Raw genomic sequence first — 25,763 nt, 5'->3', positions numbered from 1 at the left:
CGTACGGGGGATGACCAAGTGGCCGCCGGAGGCGCGTACCCTGTGGCAAGCTCATCTCCCCGGGGGAGAGGAACAACTGATGACCCAATACCAATGCGGATCGTGCTCGTATCAGAGCGACCATCTCGGCGAGGCCCAACAGCACTCGGACCAGACGGGCCACGTTTGCGTCGGCAAGGACGGCGCCGCGCCAGCCGCCGGAGGTAGGTTCGGCAAAGCCGGGGTCGTGGTTAAGGCCGGCGCCAGCGTTCTGGCCGCCACCACCTTCGGGGTCCTCGCCTGGAAGTACAAGAGGCTTCATGAAGAGCACGAGGAGCTCCAGGTGGAGCACCAGGGGCTCCTGTCCATGGCTGCGGGACTGGTCGTGCAGTTGGCGGAGTCGACGGCGGAGAACGACTACCTGAAGTCGGCCACCGGTGCCTCGAAGACGCTCAAGAGCTACGACCGCTGAACAGCGCACCGGGGTGCCGTGGCGGGATCTGCCTGCGCGTTTCGGCAAGTGGAAGACTGTGTGCGAGCACGCAAGAAGCCACCCCGGGTTCCGGGAAGACGGACGCCCCGGCAGCACCGCCCCGATGAGGGGCACGGACGCTCCCGGGGCGGGCTGACCTGCAAGATTCATCTGCTAGGTGAGGGGGTTGCCGGCCTCTCGCCTTCCTCATCACGCCGGGTCAGTGGGGCGACGCGCCGCAGCTCGGTCCCGTGATGGAGCGTGTCCGTGTCGCCCGCCCGGACGGTGGGCGCCCCCGGACCCGGCCCGATCATCTCGGCGGAACCGCCGCCACCTGCGCCGACGCCAGGTCAAGCACACCATCCTCGAACCGAAAGAACCAGCGGGCAAACCGGCAGCGCCGCGGCAACAGGGGCGGCCGGCCCACCGGCTTCGACACGACGATCTACATGCGCAGGAACGAAGTGGAACGCACCATCAACGCGCTCAAGAACTCCCGGGCTGTCGCGACGAGATACGACAAGAGGGCCTACATCTTTCACGGCACCGTCACCGTCGCAGCCGTTCGGCTCTGGCTCCGGTCCCTATCGGAGTGAAGGAGCTGGCACCCGTCACGAGAAGATCGCGTGCACCTGATCGACCGCTTCGGGTCCGTAGCCAACCGCGCCCACGGGGACTGCGCCATTGATCGCCTCGATCACACGCCCGGCCCATACCGGCCCGAATCCCCCGCACAGTTCAATCAGTTGCACGCCCTCGCTTACCAGGCGGCGCGCGGCCTCGATGCCCTCCTCGGGCTTCTCCACCCCGACGAACACACTGCGGCACGTACCCGTGTCCACGATGCTGACATCGCCACCTGCCGCGCTGCCGTCCGCCGTGTAGATGAACCCCCAGTGTGTGAGCGCCATACGTATCGACCTCCTGTGATCGTCAGAGCCACCAGCCAAGCAGAGTCAGGGCGGGAATGGCCTGGAACGAGACAAGCCGTGAGTGATCTACGCCGCACTCCGGATGCCCGCACCGTTCGAGCACAGCAACACGGCCCGCTAGCGCATGATCCGCCGGACGGCTCCTGGATCCGTTCTCCGCAGGTCATCCGTGCGGGAAGGACAACTGATCGCAGCGGGCCGAAGAACGGGTCGGCCTTCGCCAGGAGCGCGGCGATCACCCGGAAGCCGCCGTCCGGTTGCGGGCAGCCCTCGACGGTGCCGGCCAGGGGCGAGGCCCGCCCGCATCCTTACGAGGCCGTTGCCGCCGCCCGGCGTGCCGCCCGTGGCCGGGCCGACGTCGTCCACCCGTGGTTCCACGCCCGGAGGCAGCGCCCTGGCCTCCCCCTCGACCGAGACCTCCACGGTCAGCCCGGCCGCCGCGGCCTGCCCCACGAGCGCGGGGCGGCGGCCCACCCCGTGCCGATCTGCGTGAAGACGGCCACGAGCAGCGCCGAGCGCCAGGCCGGGCCCCGCCCGGTCCGCTCCACCCACCGCCGCCACGGGGGGACCCGGGCGCTCGCGCAGCTCTTCCATGCAGCCACGCTAGACGGCCCGCGCCGTCACCCGCGTCACCCCGGCGTAGCGTTTCAGGCGTACTCCCCACGTAGTGCCCGTACCCGGCTTTTCGGACTCGAGGACGACGCCATGACCTGCGGTGAGGGGTGATCGACACTTGCTGGTGAAGGCGGGCGGATCAGGCTAGGTTGCACGGAAGCGGAGGCTGTCGTGGACATCCGCCCCCGGCACCCGCCGGTTGCCCCTCTGCCGTAAATTGCCCAACGGTCCGCCGGGAAGGCGGGGCAAAAGGTACGAGTTGGGGCAGGTGTAGGCAGGACATGGCACGACGCGGACGTATGGAAGCGGACCGAAGTGCCACCTCCGCCGCGCCCGCGGTGCCGGGCTCCGAGATAGCCGCGGCAGCCGACGGCGGGAGCGCGGCCCGGGGCTGGCTCCGACTGGGGCGGGACGGGCGGCTCACCGCCTATGCGAGTTGCGCCGAAGGCCTGGTGCGCTGTACCGAGTCCGCGCCCGGCTCCGACATCTGGCAGGGCCCCGAACTGTTCCCCGTCGAGGGCTGGGCGGGCCGGTTCACGCTGGCCCAGGACTCCAACGGGTTCGTCTGGTTCGCAGGCACCCGCTACCGGGAGGGCGCGCCGGGCGGCCGCGAGCTCATCATCGCCACGCAGTACCAGACCGGCCGCCCGCTCGGCGACTGGCGTGCGGTGGGCAACCCGTTCCCGGAACGCAAGCGGGACCAGGCGCGCGGGCCGGAGCAGCTCCCGGGTCAGGAACAGCCCGAGTCGGGGGCGGAGTCGGGGGCGCCGCTGCCCCCACCCGGAGACCCGATCGTGCTCCCCGACGGCACCGGCGCGCTCCACATCCTCTCCACCCGCTTCGGCGTGGGAGCGCGCGGCCGGACCCGGCGCGCCGATGGCGCATGGGGCAATTGGGTCGACTACCAGGGCAAATGGGTGCGCGGGTCGGTCGTCCCGCTGGTGACCGCCCAGGGGCGGGCGGAGTTCCTGGTCACCTCCCGGGGCGGGGCCTCGTACTGGGGCCAGGACGCGCCGGGAAGTGACTTCAGATGGCTCGGGCGGATGAAGGCCGATGCCGTGGAGGGGACGTACAGCTCCTACGAGACGGGTCCCGGCACCGGCACCTACTTCTGGCGCCACCCGGCGGACGGCGGCGTCATCGCCTACCGCCCCCAGGCTCCCGCCGGACCGGCGCCCGCGCTGATGCCGTTGGGGGCGCGGGCGGCGTCGGCCCGGTGGGTGTCGCCCGGACGCGCATCGGCGGGTACGACTGCACCGTCCTGCTGCAGCGGGGAGCCGAGGGTTACCCGGAGATCGCCGCCTACCCGACGGAGGGCGAGCAGTACGGCACGTGGTGGGCCCCCGTGGGGGACCGGTGCGCGGGGCTGCCGGCCATCTCGGCCGATGCCCGCGGCTCGGTCACGATCGCGATGATCGGCATGGACGGTGGGCTGCTGGTCGCCCGGCAGGATCCGACGGACCCCGGCCTCGCCTTCGGCCCGTGGGCCCGCGTGGGGTGATCCACCTCACCCGAATCCCCGTCCAGCGGCGAGTGGAGCAATGCTTCCGCGTCCCGCCCCCCGGGCCTACCAGGAGTTGGCCCGTTTCGCGGGTGCGGGAAGCGGCCGCTCCTTCGCAAACGTGAAGCTTCGGGCGCGTGACGCGCTCATGAATACTTGCTCGCCATTAAGTGATTGGCCTACGCTGCGCAGACGCTGTCAAGGTCGTATAAGTGTGCGGTCGGCTGCGGTGGGGCTGGTCGAGTGTTCGGGGAGCGGCGGGTGACCGGATTCAGGGGCGGGTCTGGCGGTGCGCCCCGGCAACTTCCGGTGCGCCGTGAGAAGTGTGTCTATCGAGGAGCTTTCTGAGTGGCAGGTATGCCCCGCCTGAGTGTTGTCGTGCCGTTCATGGACGTTGAGATATACCTCCAGGAATGTCTGGAATCGATAGCCAGGCAGACGTTCTCGGCACTCGAAGTGATCATGGTCGATGACGGCTCGACCGACTCCTCGACGGCCATAGCCGCCGACTTCGCCCGCCGCGACCCCAGGTTCAAGCTCCTGCGCCAGGAGTCGATGGGGCCGGGGCATGCCCGTAATGTCGGCATTCGGGCCGCTCATCCGCAGGCCGAATTCCTCGCGTTCGTCGACGGCGACGACGTCATACCCGAGTACGCCTACGAGCTGCTCGTGCAGACCCTCTAAGGCTCCGGTTCCGATTTCGTATCGGGCAACGTGCAGATGATGAACTCCACCAAGAGGTGGCAGTCCCCCCTGCGCAAGGCGCCCATGCAGAAGAGCAGGCGCGGCACGCACATCACCAAGCTGCCGGACCTCATCTACGACCGCACCGTGTGGAACAAGGTGTTCCGCCGGTCCTTCTGGGACTACCACTACATCGCCTTCCCCGAAGGCGTCATGTACGAGGGCTCCTGGGTCAACATGTTCGCCCACTTCCGCGCCGCCAAGGTCGACATCCTCACGGACATCGTCTACTTCTGGCGCCGGCGCGAGGGCGGCGCGGCCCCCTCCATCACCCAGCGGCACACCGAGTTCAGCAACCTCCAGGACCGTGTCTCCGCGGTCCAGTCGGTCAGCCGCTTCCTCGCAGGCCACCGCGCGCGGTCCTACTCGGACCACAAGCGCAAGTACGACCTGGCCTGCCTGAAGTCGGACCTCATGCTGCACCTGAAGGTGCTGCCGGACGCCGACGAGGAGTACCAGGACGCCTTCATGCAGTGGGCCAACGAGTTCCTGGACGAGGCCGACGCGGACATCATCCAGGAGCTTCCCGCCGACGCCCGGGTCAAGTGGCTCCTGGTGCGCGAGGGGCGCCTGAAGGAACTGCTCGACGTCGTCGAGTTCGAGCGCAAGGGCGGACCCATGCCCGTTCAGCGCCGCTTCCACCGCTACCTCAACTATCCCTACCTCGGCGACCGTTCGATCGGCCTCGACAAGAGCGCCTACCGGCTCGACAAGGAACTCTCGCTCCACGGCTCGCTGATCCGGGCGGCCTGGGACGACAACGACCACCTGACCCTGGAAGGGTCCGCGTACGTCCGCTTCATCAACGTGCACAAGCGGCACATGTCGATGAAGGCGATCGCGCTGCGCAACAAGAAGCAGGGCCGCGTGGTCGTCGCCAAGGCGAAGACCACCTACTACCCGCAGGCCACCGAGTACTCCAACCAGAACCGCTACTGCTACGACTGGTCGGGCTTCCAGGTCAGCTTCGACACCAGCCGCCTCAAGCGCAAGGGCGAGTGGGTCGGGGGGACCTGGGACGTCGCCGCGGGCGTTCTCAGCCGCGGCCTGTTCCGGTACAAGGGCATAGCCCGGGGCGGCGCCGGCAGCGCCGCCAACCCGCCCTATCGCTACGTGGACAAGAACGTCCGCGTGGTGCCCCTCTTCCTCCAGGGCAAGCTCAAGCTCCGCGTCGAGACGGTCCGTTGCCGCATCACCCGGCACCGCCTGGTCGGTGACCACATCGAGCTCGGCGGCGTCTACCTCGGCCCCAAGCTCCCCGAGTGGGCCAAGTTCCGGGTGACCAGCATGAGCGGCGCCGGCCGCCACGACTCGTGGGTCAACTTCACGCCCGGCGGCGAGGGTTGGTACCTCTTCGTCACCCGCATCCCCGTCAAGGCGCTCGTCCCCGGACACCGCACCAATTCCTCGGACGGGGTCCCGGAGACCTGGAACACCGGCGCCAACGGTTGGAAGACCACCTTCCACGTCGAGGGACGCAAGGCGGCCATCTACCCCGTCATGGCGGAGGACGCCACCGACGGCCACTACCGCATGCCGGCCGGGCTGCAGACCGACGGCGGGGACCGCGAGGTCTTCGTGCACCGCAACGGCTCCGGCTACGTGGTGCTGTTCGAACGGGACACCCTGCCGCTGGCCAAGTCCGCCACCTGGCGCGAGGACGGCTCACTCGAGGTCGTCGTCGGCTACGCCGCGCAGGACATGCTCAACGCCTCCGAGTACGCCATGGCCCACGTGGTCGTACGCTCCCGCGCCCACGGCGCCGAACGCGTCGCCCCGATCACCTGGTACGGCGACGAGTTCCGCTTCGCCGTCACCCCCGCCGCGATGCGCACGCTGGCCGGCGACATCCCGCTGGCCTCCGGCCGCTGGGACTTCTTCCTGCGCCGCCAGGACCACTCCGCGGTCGCTCCGGAGGACCGCTCCGGCGACCTCATGATCAAGATGACGCAGGACCTGATCCCCACCCTGCCGCGGGACATGGCCAGCAACGAGCGCCGCTACGAGCTGCAGTCGGAGGCCTACGACCGGCTCTCGCTGCTGGTCCACTCGGCGATGCCGGACGAGGCCCGCGGCCCCTACCGGCAGAAGCTGATGCGCACCAAGACGTATCCGGCGGCCCGCCGCAAGCCCGTGATGCAGGCCGTGCTCTTCGACGCCTTCAAGGGGACCCAGTACTCCGACAGCCCGCGCGCGCTGCACGAGGAGATGGTCCGCCGGGGCCTGGACCTCGAGCACCTGTGGGTGGTGCGCGACGACCAGGTGGAGGTTCCCCCACCGCACGACCGGTGCGCATGTGGTCCCCCGACTGGTACGAGGCCATGGCCCGGGCGAAGTACGTCGTGGCCAACAACCACATGCCGGACTGGTTCGAGAAGCGCGAGGGACAGGTCGTCGTGCAGACCTGGCACGGCACCCCGCTCAAGCGCATCGGACACGACATCGAAGCCGTCCACTTCGCGGACAAGCGGTACCTGGAGCGCGTGGAGAAGGAGGTGCAGAACTGGGACATGCTGGTGTCCCCGAACAGCTTCAGCACCCCGATCCTCAAGCGGGCCTTCCAGTTCCCCGGCGAGATGGTCGCCCCCGGCCCGCTCGTGTACTCCTCCCCGGAACTGATCGGGGCGATCCGCAACATCGACTGCATCCAGCACGGTTACGCCGCCCGCTACCGCTGGTTCCAGCAGGAATTCTGCGACCTCGACGACGGCTACGCCTCGGCCAGGCTCGCCGACCGCATCCTGATCGCCGGCGGGGACCTCGACCCCGGCCAGGCGCAGGCCCCCGCGGTCGGAGCCGTCCGCGGCCGTGCGGCGGGTCCGGCGGGTCCGCGAGCTGCGGCGGGGTAGACGGGTCAGGCAGGTCAGGCAGGTCAGGCAGGTCACTGGAACGGAGGCACCCTCGGTCAGGTGCCGCGCCAGCCGGCGAGAAGAATGGATTCCGAGCATGTCTAAGACAGCCCAGAGCACGCGCCGCGTCTTCACCGGCGTGGACGCCTCCGGGGCGGTGCCCATCGAGTATCGGTTCTCCCACGCACGCAACGGCAACCGCCATCTGGTCGTCGTCTTCGCGAACCGTTACGCGACCAACGAGTACGGCTGGGCCAACGGCAAGCTCGACCTGCTCCGCTCCAACATCCTGTGGGTCCGCGACCTGTTGGACGGCGCGAACACCTACTACCTGTGCAAGGGGATGGACTTCTCCCTGGAGCAGTCCGTCGCCGGGCTCATCTCGCGCGTCATGGGCGCCCTGTCGCTCTCGCCGGACCAGGTGACCATGTTCGGCAGCTCCAAGGGCGGCAGCGCGGCCCTGTTCTTCGGCCTCAAGTACGGTTTCAGGAACATCGTGGCCAGCGTGCCCCAGTTCCAGATCGGCACCCGCGTCAAGGAGGGCAACCCCGAGGCGGTCCGGGTGATGATGGGCGAGGCGACGGAGCACAACGTACGCGTCCTCGACTCGGTCCTCCCCGACCTGGTGCACAGCGGAGCGAACCGCTCCGCCAACATCTACCTGGTCACCTCGCCCCAGGACGAGCAGTACGCGAGCCAGGTGGAGCCGTTCGTCAGGCTGTTCCAGGCACACGAGAACTTCAACTTCGTCTACAACGACTCTCCCCTCATCACCGACCACGGGAAAGTCACGCTGCGCAACCTCCCCACCCTGATAGGGCTGTTGAACCTCCTCGTCGAGGGCATCACCCCCCGGTTCGGCATGATCCGCAACGGTCACGAGGAGCCCAAGCGCGACACGTCGGCCATCGACGCGTTCCTGACCCAGACCTCCCTGGTGCAGAAGGACGACTCCTTCCCCCGGCCGGTGGTGCTGACGCCGACGACGGAGGAGCGGGTCCCCGCGAACATGGTCCGTTTCACCGGCACCGCCGTGGGCGCCGTCCGCATCAGCTTCTGGCAGGACGGCAAGCACAAGGGCTCTGCGCCCGTTGCCCCCGACGGCACGTGGGTCTGGGAACGCAGCAGCCCCTGGCCCAAGGGGAGGCACGTCATCAGGCTGTTCGCCGCCGACGCGAACAACTACCAGACCGAGCGCACCGAAGCGGTCTTCACGGCCGTGGAGAACGCCTCCGCGGCCCTGCCCGAGTACGATGCCGCGCCCCCGCCGATGCCCCAGCCGGCGCAGCGCCTCGTGCTGTCGGTGACCGCCCCGGCCGCCCACCAGCAGCTGCCGGGCCCCGCCGTCGGCTTCGCGGGGTACGCCCCGGGCGCCGTTCGCGTGGACTTCCAGGAGGGCGGAGCCGCCCTGGGCACGTGCGAGGTGCGGGCCGACGGCAGTTGGCAGTGGGAGCCCGGCTGGGCCTGGAACCAGGGCGACCACTTCGTCGAGGCCATCGCGGTGGACGCCGTCGGCAACGCCTCCCCGTGGACGGCCGTCCCCTTCACCCTGATCATGAACTCCTACCCCGTACCCGCGCAGGGGGCGTTCTTCAACCCACGGTACTGATCGTGGCCGGGTCCTCGGGACGGGGCACCCGCATCACCAGCGGCCGGTGGTCGGACGCCTTGGTGTCCACCACCTCGCAGGCGGTGCGGGGCAGCTGGGTGAACAGGTAGTCGATCTTCGTGCCGTCCTTGAGGGTGGCGCGCCCCTTCTTCGAGCTGCCCTTCTGGTCGCACTCGCGGTACGTGGTGTACGGCTCCGACGGCCAGATCCAGGCGGAGGCGTTCCGGTCGCCCACCGGCGGCGGGGTGTTGAAGTCCCCGCCGAAGATCGTGGCGGCGTCCGTCGACGCGGCGGCCACCAGGGAGCTCAGCTGGTCGTCGCGGAAGTCCCAGTCCGGGTGGTCGGCGTCGCTCTCCCGCAGCGACAGGTGCGCGTTGCACACCCGCAGCCGCTGGGCCGGGACCCGCGCGCACAGGATCCCGCGGTGCAGTCCCACCGTCGGCTGCTCGCTCGGTATCGCCTCCACGTCGGCCAGCGGGGACCCGGCCAGCAGACCGTAGCCCGCCTGGCCCCGGCCCTGCCCGGTGCAGCCGACGGGCGTACGGCCGCCCGCCGAGTCGACCTCGGCGTACGGTTCGAAGGCCGTGTGCCACTGCGGGCCGAGGGCGCGGGCGAAGGACTGCAGGTCCTCGGAGCACACCTCCTGCAGGAGCAGGACCTGGACGTCGGAACCGTCGATCAGTTCGCCCAGTTGCCGGAGCTTCTCCTTCGGGCCCCCGGTCTTCTCGCAGCCCCACTGCCGCACCCCGCACATGTTCCAGGTGGCCACGGTGACCTCGTCGGCCTTCCCGGGGCCCGCACCGGCGCCCGTGACCGGATCCTGGCTCTGCGCCGAGGTGCACGCCACCGCGGTCAACAGGCTCAGGGTCGCCGCCGTGCGGCCGAACCGGCGGCGGAGCACCGCCGCCGCGACCACCGCCCGGTCTCCATGTGTCTCTGCATTCGGACATCATTGGGTATGAGCCGGTCAGACCGTGCACCGGGCCCGGCACGCCCGCTTCCGCATCCCGCCGCGTGCCGTGCGGTACACATCGGAAGACCAGGCCAAACGCGTGTGACGAAGAGCGATCGGCTGGCGTAGGTTCCTTCCTGGCCCGCCGGTCCGGCGCGTCATCTCGTTTTCGTTCCCTGGGGGTTCTTCAGCATGTCCGCAATTCCGGTCGGCCCGCCGCCGTCCCCGTACGCCGCACCCGATGTGAAGGGCATGCGGTTGCGCGCGCCCGTGGGCCTGGCCATCGCACTGACCGTGCTGTTCGCCTTGGTCATCGGATTCGACGTCTTCGGCGTGTACGTCGACTGGAACTCCCGCTCGATCCTGGAAAGGCTGTTGGCGGATTCCGCCGCGGTCAGCGATGCCGAGCTGGACCAGGCCGACCGTCTGGCGGTTAGGGCCGGCATGTTCCAGGGCCAGGCCGCCATCGTGACCGGCATCGTCTTCATCATCTGGTTCCTCCGGGTCCGCACGAACGCCGAGGTCTTCGCCCCGGGTGCGGAAAAGCTCCCGCGGGGCTGGGCCATCGGCGCCTGGTTCATACCGTTCGCCAACCTCGTGCTGCCGTACCGGATCGCCGTCACCACCTGGATTTCGAGCACGCCCTTCGGCGCTGACGGACAGCAGCGGTGGTTCCGCTTGACCCTGGTCAACCTCTGGTGGGGCACCTTCGTGCTCGCCAAGGCCCTGGGATGGTACGGAGGTCGCTCCTACGCCAGCGCCGAGACCACCGAGGGCGTGCGCGACGCCGTCACGACGATGCTGGCCGCTGACCTCATCGACATCGTGGCCGCCGTCCTCGCCGTGCTCTTCGTCCGCAGGTTGACGGCCATGCAGCACGCGAGGGCCGCACGGGGACCGGTCGTCGCAGCGGTGTAGCGGTGCTCGTGCGGACACCCCCTAGGGTGGGGTGGTGACGAACGCGAGTACGAGACCGAGCGGTGACCGGGTGCTGTACGGGTGCATGGGCCTGGGCGGGGGCTGGGACCCCGACCCGTACGGGCCGGCGGACATCGACGCCGCCGAGGCGGCCGTCGCCGCCGCCCTCGACATCGGCATCACCACCTTCGACCACGCCGACATCTACCGGCACGGGAAGGCCGAGGCCGTCTTCGGCGAGGTGCTCGCTCGCGCACCGGGGCTGCGAGAGCGCATCACCCTCCAGACCAAGTGCGGGATCCGGCTGGGCAACAAAGACCGCCCGGGGATGTACGACCTGCGCGGGGAGAGCATCACGCGGCGCGTCGAGGAGAGCCTGACCCGGCTGCGGACCGATGCGATCGACGTCCTCCTGCTGCACCGCCCCGATCCGCTGGCGGACGTGGACTCGATCGCCTCCGCGCTGACCTCACTGCACCGCCAGGGCCTCGTACGGGGCTTCGGCGTGTCGAACATGGGAGCCGCCCAGATCGCCCACCTCCAGGCCCGGCTCGACGTCGCGTTGGTGGCGAACCAGCTGGAGATGAGCCTGCACAGCCGTGCCTGGGTCGAGGCCGGGGTCCTGCTCAACACCCCGGAATCCGCGCAGAACGGGTTCCCGTTCGGCACGCTGGAGCACTGCCGCGACAACGGCATCGGCCTCCAGGCCTGGGGCGCTCTGGCGCAGGGCCGCTTCACCGGACGCGAGGAGACGCCCGCCGAGCGGGCCACCGCGCAGCTGCTGGCCGAGTTGGCCCGGCAGAAGGACACCACGCCCGAGTCGGTCCTGCTGTGGTGGCTGATGCGGCACCCCGCCGCCATCGCGCCGGTCATCGGCAGCGCGCGCCCCGAGCGGATCCTCGCTTGCCGCGACGCGGCGCTACGGGAGCCCGAGCTCACGCACGAGGAGTGGTACGAGCTCTGGATCACGGCCCGGGGCGTGCGGCTGCCCTGATCCGACGGGGCGCGGGAGCGGGGGTTAGCCCCAGCGGCTGCCGACCGGGAAGCCGGATGGGACCCCGAGGCGAGATCAACAAGGCTTGTGCCATGACGACTTACCCGCACAAGGCCCTGCTCCTCGCCCTCGCCACGGCCACCGTGGCGGCCTCGCTGACCGCGACCGCCGCCCCGGCCGTGGCCCGGCCCGCCCCAGCCGCCCCGCGGCTCGACTGGCACCGCTGTGCCCATCCGGACGCGCCCGCCGCCCAGGAGTGCGCCGAGCTGCCCGTCCCGCTCGACTACGACGACCCCGACGGCAGACAGCTCACCCTCGCCGTCTCGAGGATCCGCAGCGACCGCCCCGGGGCCCGGCGCGGCACGCTGGTGGTGATACCCGGCGGACCGGGCGGGTCCGGCGTGCAGCGCCTGACGCAGAAGGGCGACGCCCTGCGTCGGGAGCTCGCCGGGGCCTACGACCTCGTCGCCTTCGATCCGCGCGGAGTGGGCGCCAGCACCACCGCGAGCTGCGACCTCGCCCCCGAGGACCGGTACTTGACCAGCCTGCGCTCCTGGCCGGGCCCGAACGGCGAGATCACCGAGAACATCGCCCGGTCCCGGCGCATCGCCGAGGCCTGCGCCCGCAACGGCGGCCCCGAGCTGCGCAGTTTCACCACGGCCAACCAGGTCCGCGACATGGACCGCTTCCGCGAGGCGCTCGGCGAGCGGAAGCTCTCCGCCTGGGGCACCTCGTACGGGACCTACGCGGGCGCCGTGTACGCGCAGAAGTATCCCCGGCACACCGACCGTTGGGTCCTCGACAGCAGCGGCGACCCCGACCCGAAGCGGGTCGCCCGTGGCTGGCTGGCGAACATGTCGCAGGGTGCGGCGGACCGCTTCCCCGACTTCGCGGCCTGGGCGACCCACCCCGACCGGGACCGGGACGGCCTGCGCCTGGCCGCGGCGGCGCAGGAAGTGGAGCCGCTCGTCGTCTCGCTCGCGGCCCGGCTGGACCGCGAACCGAGGACGACGACCCCCGGAGTGCCGCTGACCGGCAGCGGCCTGCGCCAGGCCCTGCAGAACGCGCTCTACGCCGACGCCGCCTTCGCCTCCTTCGCCCGGCTCGTACAGGCGGCGCAGGACCCGGCGGGGACCCCGGTGCTCCCCAAGGAGCTCGCCGCACCCATCCGGAACGAGGACGCCGCGCTCATGGTCAGCGTCATCTGCAACGACGTGGCGTGGCCGGACGCGTCCGTGGCCTCGTACCGGCGGGCGGTCGACGCGGACCGCGCCCGGTACCCGCTCACGGCCGGCATGCCGGTGAACGTACTGCCCTGTTCCTTCTGGCAGACCCCCGTGCAGAAGCCGACCCGGATCACCGACGACGGCCCGTCCAACATCCTCATGATCCAGAGCCGCCGGGACCCGGCCACCCCGCTCTCCGGGGGCCTGAAGATGCGCGAGGCGCTGGGCGACCGGGCCCGGCTGGTGACTGTCGAGCAGGGCGGCCACGGGCTGTACCTCGGCAACGGCAACGCGTGCGGCGACCGGGCCGTCACCGAGTTCCTCACGAGCGGCCGCCGTCCGGCCCGGGACACGGACTGCGCGAACTGAGCCGGCCCCCCGCACCGCTACCGCTTCCCGCGCACGGGCGCAAGCGGGGAGAGAAGCCTCCCGGCAAGGTGCCGGGCCGCGCCCCGTCACCGCCCCGGTCCCGCGCAACCCGTACGACGTCACCCGCCATGCCGGGGTGACGGCGGGACCGGCCGCCCCGCCCCCGCCCGAGGGTGAACTCCGGGCCGCCGCAAGGGTCCTCGCCGACCGGGGCGGCCGCCCGCGGATGCCTCCCGCTCCCGTCCCAGGGCACTTTCCGTGCGGTCTTGGCCCCTGATATCCATCCGTACTTGTGGGTACTGCGGCCGAATGGCGCCGGATTTGATAGTTCTGGACTGGTCCGGTGTGAGAAAGCTGCGGGAAGGACACGGCATGTTCGATCTACTACGCCCGGAGACCGTCATGTGCCCCTTCTGCAAGGCCACCGCCGCCGACGGAGTGGTGCGGACCCTGCGGACCGGAGCGGGGTCACTGTCGGTGACCTGGCACGCCCTCAACTGCCCGCACTACGCGGCCGACCGGATCCTCGCCGAGAAGGAGGGTTGACCGGCGCCGCCCCCGGACTGCTCCGGGGGCGGCGACGTGCGGGACCGGTCCCCTGCGGCAAAAATGAGGAGGGACCGGCGAGGAGGAGCGGCGCATGACCAGTCCAGCTGAGCGGCTCCGGCGCGGACGGGCCGTCCGCAAGATCACCGGCCGTGCCGCGCACGGTCGGTGGACCGCTTCGCCGGACCGGCCCGACCCCGTCGGGGTGCTACAGCGGCAGGCCACCGACCGGGTGCCTGAACTGCTGCCGATCCGCTACGGCCGGATGGCGGCCTCGCCGCTCGCCTTCCTGCGCGGCGCGGCCTCCGTCATGGCCGCCGATCTGGCCACCGCACCGCAGACCGGCCTGACCGTCCAGCTGTGCGGGGACGCACACCTGCTCAACTTCGGCATGTTCGCCTCTCCGGAACGCGCCCTGCTCTTCGACCTCAACGACTTCGACGAGACCTTCCCCGGACCCTTCGAATGGGACGTCAAACGGCTCGCCGCGAGCGTCGCGGTGGCCGCCCGCGACAACGGACACGGCGACGACCGCGCCGCGCGGGCGGCCCTCGGCGCGGCCCGGGCCTACCGGCAGACCATCCGGGAGCTCGCCGGACACCGCGAGCTGGACGTCTGGTACCACCGGACCGACACCGCCGATCTGCTGCCCCTCATCCGCAAGGGCGAACAGCGCGACCGGGTGGAGGCCAACCTGGCGCGCGCCCGCCGCCGCACCAGCCTGCGCGCGCTCGGCAAGCTCACCGAGGTCCAGGGCGGACGCCGGCGGATCATCCACGACCCGCCGCTGCTGGAGCCCCTCGCCCGGGCGGACTCACGGGAGGTCGACCAGATCTTCGACAAGTACCGCAGCACCCTGCCCGAGGAGCGCCGCCTCCTGCTGGACCGGTTCCGGTTCGCCGACGCGGCGCGCAAGGTGGTCGGCGTCGGGAGCGTGGGCACCCGCTGCTTCATCGTCCTGCTCCTCGGGCGCGATGCCGACGACCCGCTCTTCCTACAGATCAAGGAAGCCGTACCGTCCGTCCTGCAGGGCCACCTCCCGGACGACGAGCACGAGCACCAAGGGCACCGGGTGGTCGCGGGCCAGCGCCGCATGCAGGCCGCGGGCGACATCTTCCTCGGCTGGACGACCGGACCCGCCGGGCGCCACTTCTACGGCCGGCAGCTGCGCGACATGAAGGGGTCGGCCGATCTCGCAGGCATGCCCCCGGGCCTGCTGGCCCGGTACGCCGAGCTGTGCGGCAGGTCCCTGGCCCGCGCCCACGCCCGCACCGGCGACCGCATCGCCATCGCGGGCTACCTCGGCGGCGCCGACACCTTCGACCGCGCCGTGGCCGGCTTCGCGCTCCGCTACGCGGACCGCACCCGTGCCGATCACGCGCTGCTGACCGCCGCCGTCGCCGACGGGAGGATCACCGCGACCAGCGGTGTCTGAGCCGGCCCCGGCACCGGCCTCAGGCCGGTGCGGCGGCCCGTTCCGCCTCCCGGGCCGCCCGGCGGCGCAGCGCGTCCTCGTCGGTGTCGGCGTCGTAGGAGATCAGTTTCGGCAGCAGGGCGGCCAACACCGCCACCGACGCCACACAGGCCAGCCCACCGCCCCAGAAGGCCGAACGGGTACCGGTCCAGCCGGCCATCGTGCCCGCCCGGACCTGCCCGAGCTGAGGTCCCACGCTGTACGAGAGCACCTCGATGCCCGCGAGCCGGCCCCGCAGCTCCTCCGGGATCGTCTGGTTCCAGATCGTCGCCCGGCCCAGCCCGCTCGCCATGTCGCCCGCGCCCGCCACCGCCAGGCACAGCAGCACGAGCCAGATGCCGGAGGACGCGCCGGCCCCCGCGATCGCCAGGCCCCACACCGCCGCACCGAACACCACCAGCAGGCCGTGCCGGCGCATTCGGGACATCCAGCCGCTGGTCATGCCGAGCACCAGCGAGCCCACCGCCCCGGCCGCGTACATCAGCCCCAGCGCCCAGACCGCGTCGAGCTCGTCCGCGAGGAAGGGATAGATCGCGTTCGGGAAGGCGAAGAACATCGCCGCCAGGTCCACGGCGTACGTCCCCAGCAGTACGGGCCGGCTCCACGCGTAGCGCGCGCCCTCGGCTATCCCGCGCAGCGACGGACGCTCGGCCCCCTCCACCGGGGGCGCCGGAGCGAGCCGCAGGCACAGCAGCACGGAGGCGAGGAACCCGAGCACGGTGACGGAGTAGGCCGCCGCGTGACCGGCGAACGCGACGACCACACCGGCCAGCGCCGGACCGGCGATCGCCCCGAACTGGTAGCGCAGCCCGTTGAGCGCGGCCGCGGCCGTCAGCTGCTCGTGCGGCACGATCCGCGCCATCAGCGAGTCCAGGGCCGGCCGCTGGAGCCCGCTCAACGCCGACACCCCCGCCGCGACCACGTACAGCGGCCACAGCAGCGGATCCGGCAGCAGCGCGTTCACCAGGAGCACCAGGGCGAGCACCCCGAGCCCGGCCTCGGTCAGCAGGATCATCCGCCGCCGGTCGACCGCGTCGGCGAGGGCGCCCCCGTACAGGCCGAAGACCACCAGCGGAACGAGCTCCACCGCGCCCATCGCACCGACCGCCAGCGGCGAGTCCGTCAGGTGCTTGATCTGCAGCGGCAGCGCGATCATCGCCATGAACGAACCGAAGTACGTCACCGTGCCCTGGTAGAACAGCAGCCTGAAGTCACGGCCGGAACGGAACGGGGCGAAATCGGGCAGTACGGTGGTCCATCGGGAAGTGCTCACGAGATGCCATCGTCCGTGGGAGGCCCGGCCGGGGCAACGGATTTTCCGCGCATCCGCCCCGTACCGATCACGGACGGGCGAATCCGGCGCCCGGCGCGTGGTTTCCCGGGCCCGGTGTGGCACCCATGGGTCATGCCGCCGGTGTCAGCGTTCCTGCGCACGGCAGCGTCGTACGCCTGGCGCCTGCTAGTGGTCGGCGCCGCCGTCTACGCGGTCTTCGCCGTGCTCGGCCGGTTCCACGAGATCACCGTGGCGCTCTTCCTCGCGCTCGTCGTCGCCGCCCTGCTGTGGTGGCCCACCCGGCGCCTCGCGCGCGTCCTGCCCCGGTCGGTCGCCGTCGCCGTCACCCTCCTCGGCAGCGCGCTGCTCCTGCTGGGGGTGCTCGCCCTGGTCGGCACGGCGGTGGCCGGGGAGAGCACCACCTTGGCCCGGGAGTTCCGCGAGGGACTCGACAGCATCGAGGAGTACCTGGAGCGACCACCCTTCCGGCTGAACCCGAACGCGCTCACCGACCTCCAGTCCCGCCTCGGCGAGTACCTCTCGAGCCACCGCTCCACGCTGCTCAGCCAGGCGCTCAGCGGAGCCGGGCGGCTGGTGCAGGTCCTGACCGTGCTCGCCCTCGCGGCCTTCTCCTCCTTCTTCTTCCTGCACGGCGGTGACCGGCAGTGGTCCTGGTTCTGCGCCCAGCTGCCCCCGTCGGTGCGCGTCCGCGCGGGCATCGCCGGCGGCGCCGCCTGGCGCACGTTCACGGGCTACACCCGCGGGATCGTCCTCGTCGCGGCGACGAACGCGATCCTGGTCGGGCTGGCGCTCTACTTCCTCGGGGTCCCGCTGGCCGTGCCGCTGGCCCTGCTGGAGTTCTTCGCCGCGTTCATCCCGCTCGTCGGATCGCCGGTCGCGCTGGCGGTCGCCGCGGTGGTCGCGCTGGCCGCGAAGGGGCCGTTCGTCGCGGGCCTGGTGGTCGCGCTGATCGTGGTCATCGGCCAGATCGAGGGGCATCTGCTGCATCCGCTGGTGATGAGCCGGGCGGTGAGCCTGCACCCGCTGGTGGTGGCGATCTCGGTGGTCGCGGGGGCCATCGCCGCCGGGGTGGTCGGCGCGGTGGTCGCGGTCCCACTGGTATCGGTGACCTGGTCGGTGCACACGGCGCTGCGCGACGCCCGCCGCGCGGCCGACGACCCGACGGCCGAAGACCCGACGGCCGGCGACGGCGCCGGGGCCGACGAGGACTGAGGGCCCGACGACGGCCGGGAGCCCGACGGAGGACGGCGGACACCGACCGGACGGCGGACACCTGCCGGTCGCTTCCTGCACAATCGCCTGATGAGCGATGAAGACCCCTACCTGTGGCTGGAAGACGTATCCGGCGACGCCGCCCTCGCCTGGGTGCGGGAGCGCAATGCCGAGACCGTGGACGCGCTGACCGTTTCACCCGGGTTCAAGGTCCTCGAGCAGGAGGTGCGCGAGGTGCTGGACGACGACGGCCGGATCCCCTACACCGTCCGCCGGGGCGACCACCTCTACAACTTCTGGCAGGACGCCGACCACGTGCGCGGCCTGTGGCGGCGGACCACGCTGGAGGAGTACCGGACGGACCGGCCGGCCTGGGAGGTGCTCCTGGACCTCGATGCGCTCGCCGGGGCCGAGGGCGAGAAGTGGGCCTGGGCGGGCAGCAGGGTCCTGGACCCCGAGTACCGGCACGCCCTCGTCATGCTGTCCCGGGACGGTGCGGACGCCTGCGTGGTGCGCGAGTTCGACCTGGAGACCCGGGAATTCGTCGAGGACGGGTTCACCGTCGCCGAGGCCAAGACCCGGATCGGGTGGATCGACCACGACCGGGTCTGGATCGGCACGGACTTCGGCGCCGGCTCGATGTCCCCGTCCGGCTACCCGCTCCAGGTACGCCGCTGGCGGCGCGGCACGCCCCTCGCGGAGGCCGAGCTGGTCTACGAGGGCCGACCGACGGACCTGTCCGCCTCCGGATGGCACGACGACACCCCCGGCTTCGAACGGGACTTCGTCTACCGGCAGATCGACTTCTGGAACCAGGAACTCTTCCTGCTCCAGGAGGACGCCGCCGGCCCGCTGCTGAAGATCGACGTCCCGGACGACGCGGGCGCCTCCGTCCACCGCCGGTGGCTGACCGTCACCACCAAGTCGCCGTGGCTCGGCCACGGCGCGGGCAGTCTGCTCGCCTTCGACCTCGACGCCTTCCTAGCGGGGGAGCGCGAGGCAGAGGTGCTGTTCGCGCCGGACGAGCGCACCGCGCTCGCCGGGTACAGCTGGACCCGCAACCACCTCATCCTCAGCACCCGCGCCGACGTCTCCTCCCGGATGGAGCTCCTCACCCCGCCCACCGGGGCCGACGGGGGCGGCTGGCGCCGCGCACCGCTGCCGGGGCTGCCGCCGCTGTCCACCGCCTCGGTCACGGACACGGACCCGGACGTCGGCGACGAGTACTTCCACCACGTCACGGGCTTCCTCCAGCCCGCCACCCTCTACCGGGGCACGGCCGGCGACGACAGCGAGAGCGAGGTCCTCAAGCAGAGCCCGGCCCTCTTCGACACCGCCGGTCTCGCCGTGCGCCAGTACTTCGCGATCTCCGCCGACGGCACGAGGGTGCCGTACTTCGTCGTCGGACCCGAGGACCGCCCGGGCCCCGGTCCCACCCTGCTCTACGGGTACGGCGGCTTCGAGATCTCCATGGTCCCGCAGTACAGCGCGGTCACCGGACGGGCCTGGCTCGCCCGCGGCGGCACGTACGTCGTCGCCGGCATCCGGGGCGGGCACGAGTACGGGCCCGGCTGGCACAAGGCGGCCCTCGGCGCCAACCGGGTCCGGTCCTACGAGGACTTCGCCGCGGTCGCCCGGGACCTCACCGCCCGGGACATCACCACCCCCGCGCAGCTGGGCATCGAGGGCGGCAGCAACGGCGGGCTGCTCATGGGTGCCGTGCTCACCCGCGACCCGGAACTGTTCGGTGCGGTCGTCGCGCACGTGCCGCTGCTGGACATGCTGCGCTTCCACAAGCTGCTGGCCGGGGCCAGTTGGATCGCCGAGTACGGGGACCCCGACAGCCCGGCCGACCGGCCGCACCTGGAGCGGATCTCCCCGTACCACCAGATCCGGGCGGACGGGCCCGCGTACCCGCCGCTGCTCCTGCTCACCTCGACCCGCGACGACCGGGTGCACCCCGGCCATGCCCGAAAGATGGCCGCGCGGCTGCGCGAGCACGGGCATCCCGTCCTCTTCCACGAGCACCTCGGGGGCGGCCACGCGGGCGCCACCGACCACCGGCAGACGGCCTTCAACGAGGCCCTCGTTCACACCTTCCTGTGGGAGCGGCTGACCCCGCAGAAGTGATCGGACACCGGGGATAGGTGAACGACAGGCATCCGTACGGGGGATTTGCGGGGCCAGAGGCTGCCGGGGGCAGGGTTGTGCTCCACCATCGGCGGATGCAACCCCGGCCCGGGAGGACCCCATGAGCACCCCGTACGCGTCCGCCGCCCCGTACTACGCCCGCTACCGGCCCCCGTACCCGGCGGAGCTCTACGCGCTCCTCGTGGACAGGTTCGCGCTCGACGGCTCCCAGACCGTACTGGACCTCGGCGCCGGACCGGGCACGATGAGCCTGCCGCTGGCGCCGCTGGTCGAGCACGTCTACGCCGTCGACCCGGAGCCGGCCATGCTCGCCGAAGGGTCCAGGCTCGCGGAGGAGCACGGTCGCAGGAACATCTCCTGGCTGTGCGGCGACGCCGCCGGCATCGGCCGGCTGTGCCTGCCCCGGATCGACCTGTGCGTCATCGGCGGGGCGTTCCACCGGATGGACCGGGCGCGGGTGCCGGCCGACCTGGACGCCCTGCTCGCGCCACGCGGTGGGATCGCCGTCGTCACCTCCGTGGCGGCCCCCTGGCCGGTCGTCGTCGACGAGGTGCGCGCGCGCTTCCTCGGTCCTGACCACGGGGCGGCGCCGCGGGCCGTGGACCGACCGGCGGCCGAACCGGGCGGCGAACCGGGCGGTGAACCGGCGGACATGGAGGAGGTGCGGGACGCGGAGGACCACCTCGCGAAGTCTGCGTTCTCCCGCGTCGAGACCACCACGTGGGAGCGGTCCACGCGCTCCACGGTGGACCAGGTGATCGGCCTGCAGTTCTCCCGCGCCCGCTCCGGCCCTGCCCTGTTCGGCGAACGGAAGGGCGCCTTCGAGTCCGAGCTGCGCCATGCCCTGCTGGACCACTACCCCAGCGGCACCTGCACCCGGACCGTCACCGTCGCCGTCACCCTCGCGAGCAGGCCGCGGCGGTGACCGCGAGCTGCGTCCACCGCTCCGGACCGGCCCCGCTCTCGCTGCGCGCCGGGCAGGCAACCGCCTGCCGCGTGATCTCACGGCCCAGCCGCGTCGTCCCGCCCGGTTCGCGCTCGGCGAAGGCGCGCGGGCGCGTACGCGTACGCGTACCGATCCGGCCATGCCCGTCCGGGCGCCGTTGACCGCGTGCGGGGGCCGTGGAAATCTCGACGCCCGGTCCTGGGACGGGACTTCCGGCAACGCGGGAAGGGCGGACACATGGCGGTACGTTCACTCAGGCTTTCGGCGGTCGCGCTGCTCGCGGCGGGGGCCCTGCTGGGGGTGGGCGCGGCGGGGCCCGCGCAGGCGGCCGGTTCCTCCGGCGGCCACCCCCTCGGCGCGGTCGCCCCGGTCGCGCCGAGCGACCCGACCCCGGAGGAACAGGAGCGGCTGCGGGAGGTCGCCGGCTCCATCTGGACCCCGCAACTGGCCGCGGGCTGGAACATGAACGCCGAGGTGGCGGACGTCCTGTCGGAGGCGACCGGTTCCATCCTGAAGTGCTCCGAAGCCTTCGCCCTGGTCCCCAGGCCCCCGGGCTTCGTGCCGGGCCTCGGCTACCTGCGCCAGTACTGGAAGCAGATCAGGGACTACTTCCTGGTGGTCAGGGAGAACCGCACCTACCGCGCGTGCGTGGTGTCGGCGGCCGCCCACTACCGCTCGATCATCGAAATGGCCTCGGCCGGCGTCTAGGGCCAGTACCAGCCCGCAGGGATGGAGGTGCGCTCACTCCGCGGCAGCATCGAGGAGAATCTGCGCCAGCTCGCGCGGCTGGGAGAACATCGGCCAATGGCCAGTGTCCATCTTGACCAGCCGCCAGCGCTTGCTGTTCAGCAGCTCAGCCACATCTTCGTCCGGCTCGGCGTCGTCAGGTTCGGTCCCTGGCATCACGCACAGGATGTATGTCGCCGGAAGTTCACCGAGCGGCCCCGACAGCACGGCGGGCTCGGTCAGCGTGGCACCTGGGTGAGGCGTCGAGCCACGCACGAGGCGTGCGATCTGCTCATCGGTGAGACCCTCGCCGTCGTAATGAGCAGCTGGCGCGAGCGGCCAAAACCCTCCGGTCTCGGCGATCGATGCCTCCACCGCCGCCCCGCCGTCCGGCCAGGCGGAGACAAACGACTCGCCGTCAGTTGGAACACTTGAGTCGACGAAAACTACGCGGGCCAGTCGGTCACCGATCCGCTCCGCGGCCTGACCTACCGGGATGCCCGAGTAGCTGTGACCCACCAGGACCACGTCACGCAGACCCTGGCGTTCTACCTCGACAACGATGTCCTGAACGTGAGTCGCTTGCCCCGCCGGTACACCCTGTTTGTCAGCAAGACCGGACAGCGTCAACGGATAGACGCCGTGGCCAGCCGCGCGCAGATACGGCACCACCTCGCCCCACGCCCACGCCCCGAGCCGTGCACCTGCGACCAGCACGAAATTCACCATGCCCGCACCGTAGCCGGGCGGCCTGACGATCTCCTAGGAGATACTTTCGATACCTGCCCTAGGGCGGTGACGTGGGCCGTCTCCCGAGACCGGCCGGCGAAGCGCTACCCCCGTCCGGCGCTGCGAGGAACGCCCAGATCGACCCGGGTCTGTTCGTGATAGCGGTTCATCAGGGCTATCAGGTCCCCTTCCACGGGGGTGGCGCCGTCGTTCCTGGTCGCGATTTCCTCCTGCCACAGGGCGAGGTTGACCGCGTGGGCGGCCTCGATCGCTGCCGGTGACGCCAGGAGGACGAGGGTCTCGAACAGCACGGACCTTCTCAGCTCGGCCGTTTCCATCGCGGCGAGATGCTCCAGCCGGACATCCGTTCCCGCTGCCGCCTGGCGGGCTCGTTTGGCCGTGCTGGAGATTTCCTTCACGCACGTGGCGTACTCGATGTACGTGTCGAGTTTGCGTTCGTCCCAGCGTGTCGCCATGGACCGTTGGTGTCGGGTGCGCTCGGCCATGGTCGTCGCCAGGAACGAGGTCAGGGCACCGACGAGGACGCCGATGAGCGTCACTATCTGTGTGATCATGACAGCGAACCCTGGCCTCGCGGGCCTCGTGCTGGCAAGGGCGGGTGACCGGAGCACGTTCAGTGCCCGGCCGGACCGGTGTCGAACGGTCACGCACTCATGCGGAGTCCGCCCACTCTTCCCGGAGCATCCCGAAGAGCACGCGGTCGTAGCGCTTGCCTTCCACCAATGCGGCCGACCGGCGGCGGCCCTCCTCACGGAAGCCCAACCCGGCAAAGGCGCGCAGGGCGCGCTCGTTGCCGCTCCAGGTGTCCAGCTCCAGGCGGCTCAGGCCGTACGCGCCGAACAGGTGGCCCACGAGCAGTCGCAGGGCGTCCCTACCGTGGCCGCGACCCCAGAACTCCCGTTCGCCGATGGTGACTCCCAGCGTGGCCACCCCGGCGTACGGGTCCAGGTCCCGGTAGTCAGCCATGCCTATCACCCGTCCGGTCGCGAGGTCCTCGACCGTGAACACGGCCGACTCCCTCGGGATCAGGCGCAGCATCGCGTCGAACCCGATCCCGACGGCCTCCGCCGTGACCGGGCCGAAACACGGATCACCGGCCGCGGCCCAGCGCACCACCTCCGGGTCGTTGCGCCACCGCAGATGGTGCTCCGCGTCATCCGAACGCAGCGCACGCAGCCTAACCAACTTTCCTTCGAACAACACGTATCCCTCGTCGAATTGCCAACTGTGCCGAGCCCGCCGGTACCTGCGCGGATGTATTTGATCTTATGTGTCGATCGGCCCGGGCGGTCGCGCACCACGTCCAGCGGAACCGATCGTCCGGCCGGTTCGAGGGAGTGTCACAGGTCCCGCCGCATGCAGACGCGGGGCCACCGGTCAAGGCCGTGCGCCGCCTCGCGCTCGCGGATCTCCCGCAGGCCGGGAGTGAGCTCCGCGTCCGCCAGCGGCCGGAAGCCGCAGCGCGCGTAGTACGGGGCGTTCCACGGGACCTCGGTGAAGGTGGTGAGCGTCAGGGCGGGCGCGCCCTCGCGCCCGGCGAACTCCGCCAGGTGCTCCAGCAGGCCCCGGCCGAGCCCGCGGCGCGCGCGGTCCGGACGGACGGACACCTGCTCGACGTGCAGATTGCCCTCGAGGCGCTCGGCGATCAGGTAGGCATCCGGGGCATCGGCCCCGTCGACCGACACCCAGGCCAACCCGGCGCGTTGGTAAGGGGCGAGCTCGTCGAGCGTCAGCGGCTCGTCGTCGGCGATCTCCGCCATGCCGATGTCGCGGAAGCAGTGCCCGGCGGCCCTCTCGATGTCCTGGAGGAGGGTCAGTTCGTCCAGCCGTGCTGTGCGGATAGCCATGGCCGCATTGTCGCGGGAGTACGGGGCGGGGGCACGCGAGTATCGGGCACGCGTCCGGTCCCCGCGCGTCCGGGGCCGGTTCCGTGCTCCGTACGAGTTCACTTCGGTGCCCGTTCGGCCGCAGCGCCGCAGGCATGATCATCATTTTGGCGCCACATCGGTTTGATACCGCTATGCCACGAATGCGACGGAGACAACCGACCAAGGCGTGGGGCGCCGTGGCTGTGACGGGGGCCATGCTGGTCGTCGCCGCAGCGCCGGGCCGGGCGCCCGATGCGGACACCTCGGTGCCCGCCCTCGCGGGGGTGCCCCGCGAGGCCGCGGTCACCCTGCTGGTCGGGAGGGTGTTGGACGAGGGCCGGGAATCCGGCGACGGACCCTGCACGGTGCGCATGTTCCGGCCCGGCCTGTGCAGCGGCTGGCAGGAGCAGCGGGTACGGGCCACCGCGCGCGGCATGGGATCCGTACTGAAGGAACCCTCTCTCGGCGACACGGCACGGGACGCACGGGTGGAGGTCCTCCCGACGGACTCCGGCGGTCCGCTCCAGATCGCCCTCGCGGACGCGGGCCGCCTCACGGACGTGACCGTACGCGACGGGCACGGCCGGCACCTGGCCGGCGGCCTCGCCCCGGACAACGAGCGTTGGCTCAACAGTGAGCCGCTGCGGGCAGGGGAGAGCTACACCGTGCAGGTCGGAGCCCTGGACGCGGACGGCACCCCGGTCGGCGTGACCATGGCGTTCCGGACCGCGCCCCCCTCGGACGGGGGCAGGCTGACGGTCGAGTTCGGGCCGGAAGCCGGCACGTACGGAGCCGGGGAGATCGTGACGGCGAGCCTCAGCCGCCCGGTGCCCGCCGACGACCTCCCGGCGCGCGCCCGGCTGGAACGGGCCCTACAGGTGACCTCGGAGCCCCAGGTCGAGGGCGCGTGGCACTGGGTCGACGAATCGACCCTGCACTTCCGGCCGCGCACGTACTGGCCCGCCCACACCGTCGTCCGCGTCCGCAGCGGTCTCGACGGGGTCGAGGTCGGGGACCACGACTACGGCGGCCCCTCCGACGCGGTCCAGTTCACCATTGCCGACCGGATCGAGGCCGTCACCGACTCCGCCACCCACCGGATGACCGTACGCCGCAACGGACGGGTCATCCGGACGATCCCGGTCACCACCGGCAAGGAGGGCTTCAGGACCCGCAGCGGCATCAAGGTCGTGCTGCGCAAGGAGCCCAAGGTGCGGATGCGCGGCGACACGGTCGGCATCAAGCCCGGTACCAGCGAGTTCTACGACCTGCCCGTCTCCTACGCGACCCGGGTGACCTGGAGCGGCGAGTACATCCACGCCGCGCCCTGGTCGGTCGAGGCGCAGGGCGAGGAGAACGTGAGCCACGGTTGTACGGGCATGAGCACCGAGGACGCCGCCTGGTTCTTCGAGACCGTCCGTGAAGGGGACATCGTGGAGGTGGTCAACAGCGGCGGTGCGAAGATGGCCCCCTTCGACAACGGCTTCGGCGACTGGAACGTGGACTGGCGGACCTGGCTGGCGGGCAGTGCCCTGGCCGCCATCGACGGGAGTCCGCAGGACCCGCCGACCGCCCCCGTCGCGTCCAGGCTGCACCCGACCACCTGAGCCCGCGCCCGCCCGGTACCGCACTACGA

Annotated in this window: 22 protein-coding genes and 2 pseudogenes; 17 read left to right on the top strand and 7 right to left on the bottom strand. The window is 71.3% G+C overall.

Annotated features, from left to right (window positions below; translation table 11 throughout):
* Positions 1-79: 79 nt before the first annotated feature.
* Positions 80-451, top strand: a complete 372-nt coding sequence (locus ACIQK6_RS02245; RefSeq protein WP_329105816.1) for a hypothetical protein — start codon at positions 80-82, stop codon at positions 449-451.
* Positions 423-1,047, top strand: a pseudogene (locus ACIQK6_RS02240) (IS5/IS1182 family transposase); the annotation flags it as partial. The gene ACIQK6_RS02245 and the pseudogene ACIQK6_RS02240, both read left to right, overlap by 29 nt.
* 15 nt (positions 1,048-1,062) lie before the next feature.
* On the opposite strand, the gene ACIQK6_RS02235 reads toward ACIQK6_RS02240, so the two are convergent.
* Positions 1,063-1,362, bottom strand: a complete 300-nt coding sequence (locus tag ACIQK6_RS02235) for a DUF6506 family protein (protein ID WP_030721350.1) — start codon at positions 1,360-1,362, stop codon at positions 1,063-1,065.
* A 935-nt stretch (positions 1,363-2,297) separates the two neighbouring features.
* Here ACIQK6_RS02235 and ACIQK6_RS02230 point away from each other — a divergent pair.
* The 5 genes and pseudogenes from ACIQK6_RS02230 to ACIQK6_RS02210 all read left to right on the top strand — a co-directional run bounded on the left by ACIQK6_RS02230 (position 2,298) and on the right by ACIQK6_RS02210 (position 8,701).
* On the top strand, positions 2,298-3,413 hold the full coding sequence (locus ACIQK6_RS02230) for a hypothetical protein (RefSeq protein ID WP_402694136.1): 1,116 nt from the start codon (positions 2,298-2,300) through the stop codon (positions 3,411-3,413).
* A gap of 473 nt (positions 3,414-3,886) precedes the next feature.
* A complete protein-coding gene (locus ACIQK6_RS02225; RefSeq protein ID WP_329105821.1) occupies positions 3,887-4,183 on the top strand; it encodes a glycosyltransferase family A protein in 297 nt (98 codons plus the stop codon).
* A 2,354-nt stretch (positions 4,184-6,537) separates the two neighbouring features.
* Positions 6,538-6,750 (top strand): annotated as a pseudogene (locus ACIQK6_RS02220) (CDP-glycerol glycerophosphotransferase family protein); the annotation flags it as partial.
* 69 nt (positions 6,751-6,819) lie between these two features.
* Complete coding sequence (locus tag ACIQK6_RS02215; protein WP_402694280.1) at positions 6,820-7,092, top strand: CDP-glycerol glycerophosphotransferase family protein; 273 nt, start codon at positions 6,820-6,822, stop codon at positions 7,090-7,092.
* 97 nt (positions 7,093-7,189) lie between these two features.
* Positions 7,190-8,701, top strand: coding sequence for a hypothetical protein (locus ACIQK6_RS02210; protein WP_402694135.1), 1,512 nt, complete (start codon positions 7,190-7,192; stop codon positions 8,699-8,701).
* Here the strand turns inward: ACIQK6_RS02210 and ACIQK6_RS02205 are convergent.
* On the bottom strand, positions 8,685-9,617 hold the full coding sequence (locus tag ACIQK6_RS02205; protein WP_329105823.1) for an endonuclease/exonuclease/phosphatase family protein: 933 nt from the start codon (positions 9,615-9,617) through the stop codon (positions 8,685-8,687). The genes ACIQK6_RS02210 and ACIQK6_RS02205 overlap by 17 nt on opposite strands.
* 228 nt (positions 9,618-9,845) lie before the next feature.
* Here ACIQK6_RS02205 and ACIQK6_RS02200 point away from each other — a divergent pair, with 228 nt between their 5' ends.
* From ACIQK6_RS02200 to ACIQK6_RS02180, 5 genes are all read left to right on the top strand, one after another.
* Positions 9,846-10,571: a DUF4328 domain-containing protein gene (locus ACIQK6_RS02200; RefSeq protein ID WP_329105825.1), complete on the top strand. Its 726-nt coding sequence runs from the start codon at positions 9,846-9,848 to the stop codon at positions 10,569-10,571.
* Positions 10,572-10,605: 34 nt separating this feature from the next.
* Entirely contained in the window at positions 10,606-11,565 is a 960-nt protein-coding gene (locus ACIQK6_RS02195) for an aldo/keto reductase (RefSeq protein WP_329105827.1), read from the top strand.
* Between the two features lie 92 nt (positions 11,566-11,657).
* Positions 11,658-13,160, top strand: a complete 1,503-nt coding sequence (locus ACIQK6_RS02190; RefSeq protein WP_329105829.1) for an alpha/beta hydrolase — start codon at positions 11,658-11,660, stop codon at positions 13,158-13,160.
* Positions 13,161-13,532: 372 nt separating this feature from the next.
* Complete coding sequence (locus ACIQK6_RS02185) at positions 13,533-13,706, top strand: hypothetical protein (RefSeq protein ID WP_329105831.1); 174 nt, start codon at positions 13,533-13,535, stop codon at positions 13,704-13,706.
* Between the two features lie 94 nt (positions 13,707-13,800).
* Positions 13,801-15,141, top strand: coding sequence for a DUF2252 domain-containing protein (locus tag ACIQK6_RS02180; RefSeq protein WP_329105833.1), 1,341 nt, complete (start codon positions 13,801-13,803; stop codon positions 15,139-15,141).
* A gap of 19 nt (positions 15,142-15,160) precedes the next feature.
* Here ACIQK6_RS02180 and ACIQK6_RS02175 read toward each other — a convergent pair whose 3' ends face one another.
* Complete coding sequence (locus ACIQK6_RS02175; RefSeq protein WP_329105834.1) at positions 15,161-16,453, bottom strand: MFS transporter; 1,293 nt, start codon at positions 16,451-16,453, stop codon at positions 15,161-15,163.
* 132 nt (positions 16,454-16,585) lie between these two features.
* On the opposite strand from ACIQK6_RS02175, the gene ACIQK6_RS02170 reads away from it, so the two are divergent.
* From ACIQK6_RS02170 to ACIQK6_RS02155, 4 genes are all read left to right on the top strand, one after another.
* Positions 16,586-17,686, top strand: coding sequence for an AI-2E family transporter (locus ACIQK6_RS02170; protein ID WP_329105836.1), 1,101 nt, complete (start codon positions 16,586-16,588; stop codon positions 17,684-17,686).
* Between the two features lie 90 nt (positions 17,687-17,776).
* Entirely contained in the window at positions 17,777-19,816 is a 2,040-nt protein-coding gene (locus tag ACIQK6_RS02165; RefSeq protein ID WP_402694134.1) for a prolyl oligopeptidase family protein, read from the top strand.
* 121 nt (positions 19,817-19,937) lie between these two features.
* Complete coding sequence (locus tag ACIQK6_RS02160; RefSeq protein ID WP_402694133.1) at positions 19,938-20,762, top strand: class I SAM-dependent methyltransferase; 825 nt, start codon at positions 19,938-19,940, stop codon at positions 20,760-20,762.
* Between the two features lie 258 nt (positions 20,763-21,020).
* Positions 21,021-21,491 (top strand): hypothetical protein, encoded by a 471-nt coding sequence (locus ACIQK6_RS02155; RefSeq protein WP_329105840.1) that lies wholly within the window; start codon positions 21,021-21,023, stop codon positions 21,489-21,491.
* Between the two features lie 33 nt (positions 21,492-21,524).
* Here ACIQK6_RS02155 and ACIQK6_RS02150 read toward each other — a convergent pair whose 3' ends face one another.
* From ACIQK6_RS02150 to ACIQK6_RS02135, 4 genes are all read right to left on the bottom strand, one after another.
* Complete coding sequence (locus ACIQK6_RS02150) at positions 21,525-22,238, bottom strand: alpha/beta hydrolase (RefSeq protein ID WP_329105842.1); 714 nt, start codon at positions 22,236-22,238, stop codon at positions 21,525-21,527.
* 104 nt (positions 22,239-22,342) lie between these two features.
* Positions 22,343-22,813 (bottom strand): hypothetical protein, encoded by a 471-nt coding sequence (locus tag ACIQK6_RS02145; protein WP_402694132.1) that lies wholly within the window; start codon positions 22,811-22,813, stop codon positions 22,343-22,345.
* Positions 22,814-22,910: 97 nt separating this feature from the next.
* Positions 22,911-23,444, bottom strand: a complete 534-nt coding sequence (locus tag ACIQK6_RS02140) for a GNAT family N-acetyltransferase (protein WP_402694131.1) — start codon at positions 23,442-23,444, stop codon at positions 22,911-22,913.
* A 155-nt stretch (positions 23,445-23,599) separates the two neighbouring features.
* Entirely contained in the window at positions 23,600-24,106 is a 507-nt protein-coding gene (locus tag ACIQK6_RS02135) for a GNAT family N-acetyltransferase (protein WP_402694130.1), read from the bottom strand.
* A gap of 218 nt (positions 24,107-24,324) precedes the next feature.
* On the opposite strand from ACIQK6_RS02135, the gene ACIQK6_RS02130 reads away from it, so the two are divergent.
* Positions 24,325-25,734 (top strand): Ig-like domain-containing protein, encoded by a 1,410-nt coding sequence (locus ACIQK6_RS02130; RefSeq protein ID WP_329105851.1) that lies wholly within the window; start codon positions 24,325-24,327, stop codon positions 25,732-25,734.
* The last annotated feature ends 29 nt before the right edge of the window (positions 25,735-25,763 follow it).

Source organism: Streptomyces sp. NPDC091682, assembly GCF_044756625.1.
Lineage (GTDB): Bacteria > Actinomycetota > Actinomycetes > Streptomycetales > Streptomycetaceae > Streptomyces.
The sequence above is the reverse complement of the archived record's forward strand: the minus strand, read 5'-3'. Positions and strand labels throughout refer to the sequence as shown.

Excerpts from the sequence above, each read along its gene's own strand:
- ACIQK6_RS02235 (WP_030721350.1), bottom strand. The coding sequence starts at position 1,362 with ATGGCGCTCACACACTGGGGGTTCATCTACACGGCGGACGGCAGCGCG.
- ACIQK6_RS02170 (WP_329105836.1), top strand. The coding sequence starts at position 16,586 with ATGCCGCCGGTGTCAGCGTTCCTGCGCACGGCAGCGTCGTACGCCTGG.
- ACIQK6_RS02150 (WP_329105842.1), bottom strand. The coding sequence starts at position 22,238 with ATGGTGAATTTCGTGCTGGTCGCAGGTGCACGGCTCGGGGCGTGGGCG.
- ACIQK6_RS02135 (WP_402694130.1), bottom strand. The coding sequence starts at position 24,106 with ATGGCTATCCGCACAGCACGGCTGGACGAACTGACCCTCCTCCAGGAC.
- ACIQK6_RS02230 (WP_402694136.1), top strand. The coding sequence starts at position 2,298 with ATGGAAGCGGACCGAAGTGCCACCTCCGCCGCGCCCGCGGTGCCGGGC.
- ACIQK6_RS02190 (WP_329105829.1), top strand. The coding sequence starts at position 11,658 with ATGACGACTTACCCGCACAAGGCCCTGCTCCTCGCCCTCGCCACGGCC.
- ACIQK6_RS02160 (WP_402694133.1), top strand. The coding sequence starts at position 19,938 with ATGAGCACCCCGTACGCGTCCGCCGCCCCGTACTACGCCCGCTACCGG.
- ACIQK6_RS02165 (WP_402694134.1), top strand. The coding sequence starts at position 17,777 with ATGAGCGATGAAGACCCCTACCTGTGGCTGGAAGACGTATCCGGCGAC.
- ACIQK6_RS02185 (WP_329105831.1), top strand. The coding sequence starts at position 13,533 with ATGTTCGATCTACTACGCCCGGAGACCGTCATGTGCCCCTTCTGCAAG.
- ACIQK6_RS02210 (WP_402694135.1), top strand. The coding sequence starts at position 7,190 with ATGTCTAAGACAGCCCAGAGCACGCGCCGCGTCTTCACCGGCGTGGAC.
- ACIQK6_RS02225 (WP_329105821.1), top strand. The coding sequence starts at position 3,887 with ATGGACGTTGAGATATACCTCCAGGAATGTCTGGAATCGATAGCCAGG.
- ACIQK6_RS02180 (WP_329105833.1), top strand. The coding sequence starts at position 13,801 with ATGACCAGTCCAGCTGAGCGGCTCCGGCGCGGACGGGCCGTCCGCAAG.
- ACIQK6_RS02215 (WP_402694280.1), top strand. The coding sequence starts at position 6,820 with ATGGTCGCCCCCGGCCCGCTCGTGTACTCCTCCCCGGAACTGATCGGG.
- ACIQK6_RS02155 (WP_329105840.1), top strand. The coding sequence starts at position 21,021 with ATGGCGGTACGTTCACTCAGGCTTTCGGCGGTCGCGCTGCTCGCGGCG.
- ACIQK6_RS02245 (WP_329105816.1), top strand. The coding sequence starts at position 80 with ATGACCCAATACCAATGCGGATCGTGCTCGTATCAGAGCGACCATCTC.
- ACIQK6_RS02200 (WP_329105825.1), top strand. The coding sequence starts at position 9,846 with ATGTCCGCAATTCCGGTCGGCCCGCCGCCGTCCCCGTACGCCGCACCC.
- ACIQK6_RS02145 (WP_402694132.1), bottom strand. The coding sequence starts at position 22,813 with ATGATCACACAGATAGTGACGCTCATCGGCGTCCTCGTCGGTGCCCTG.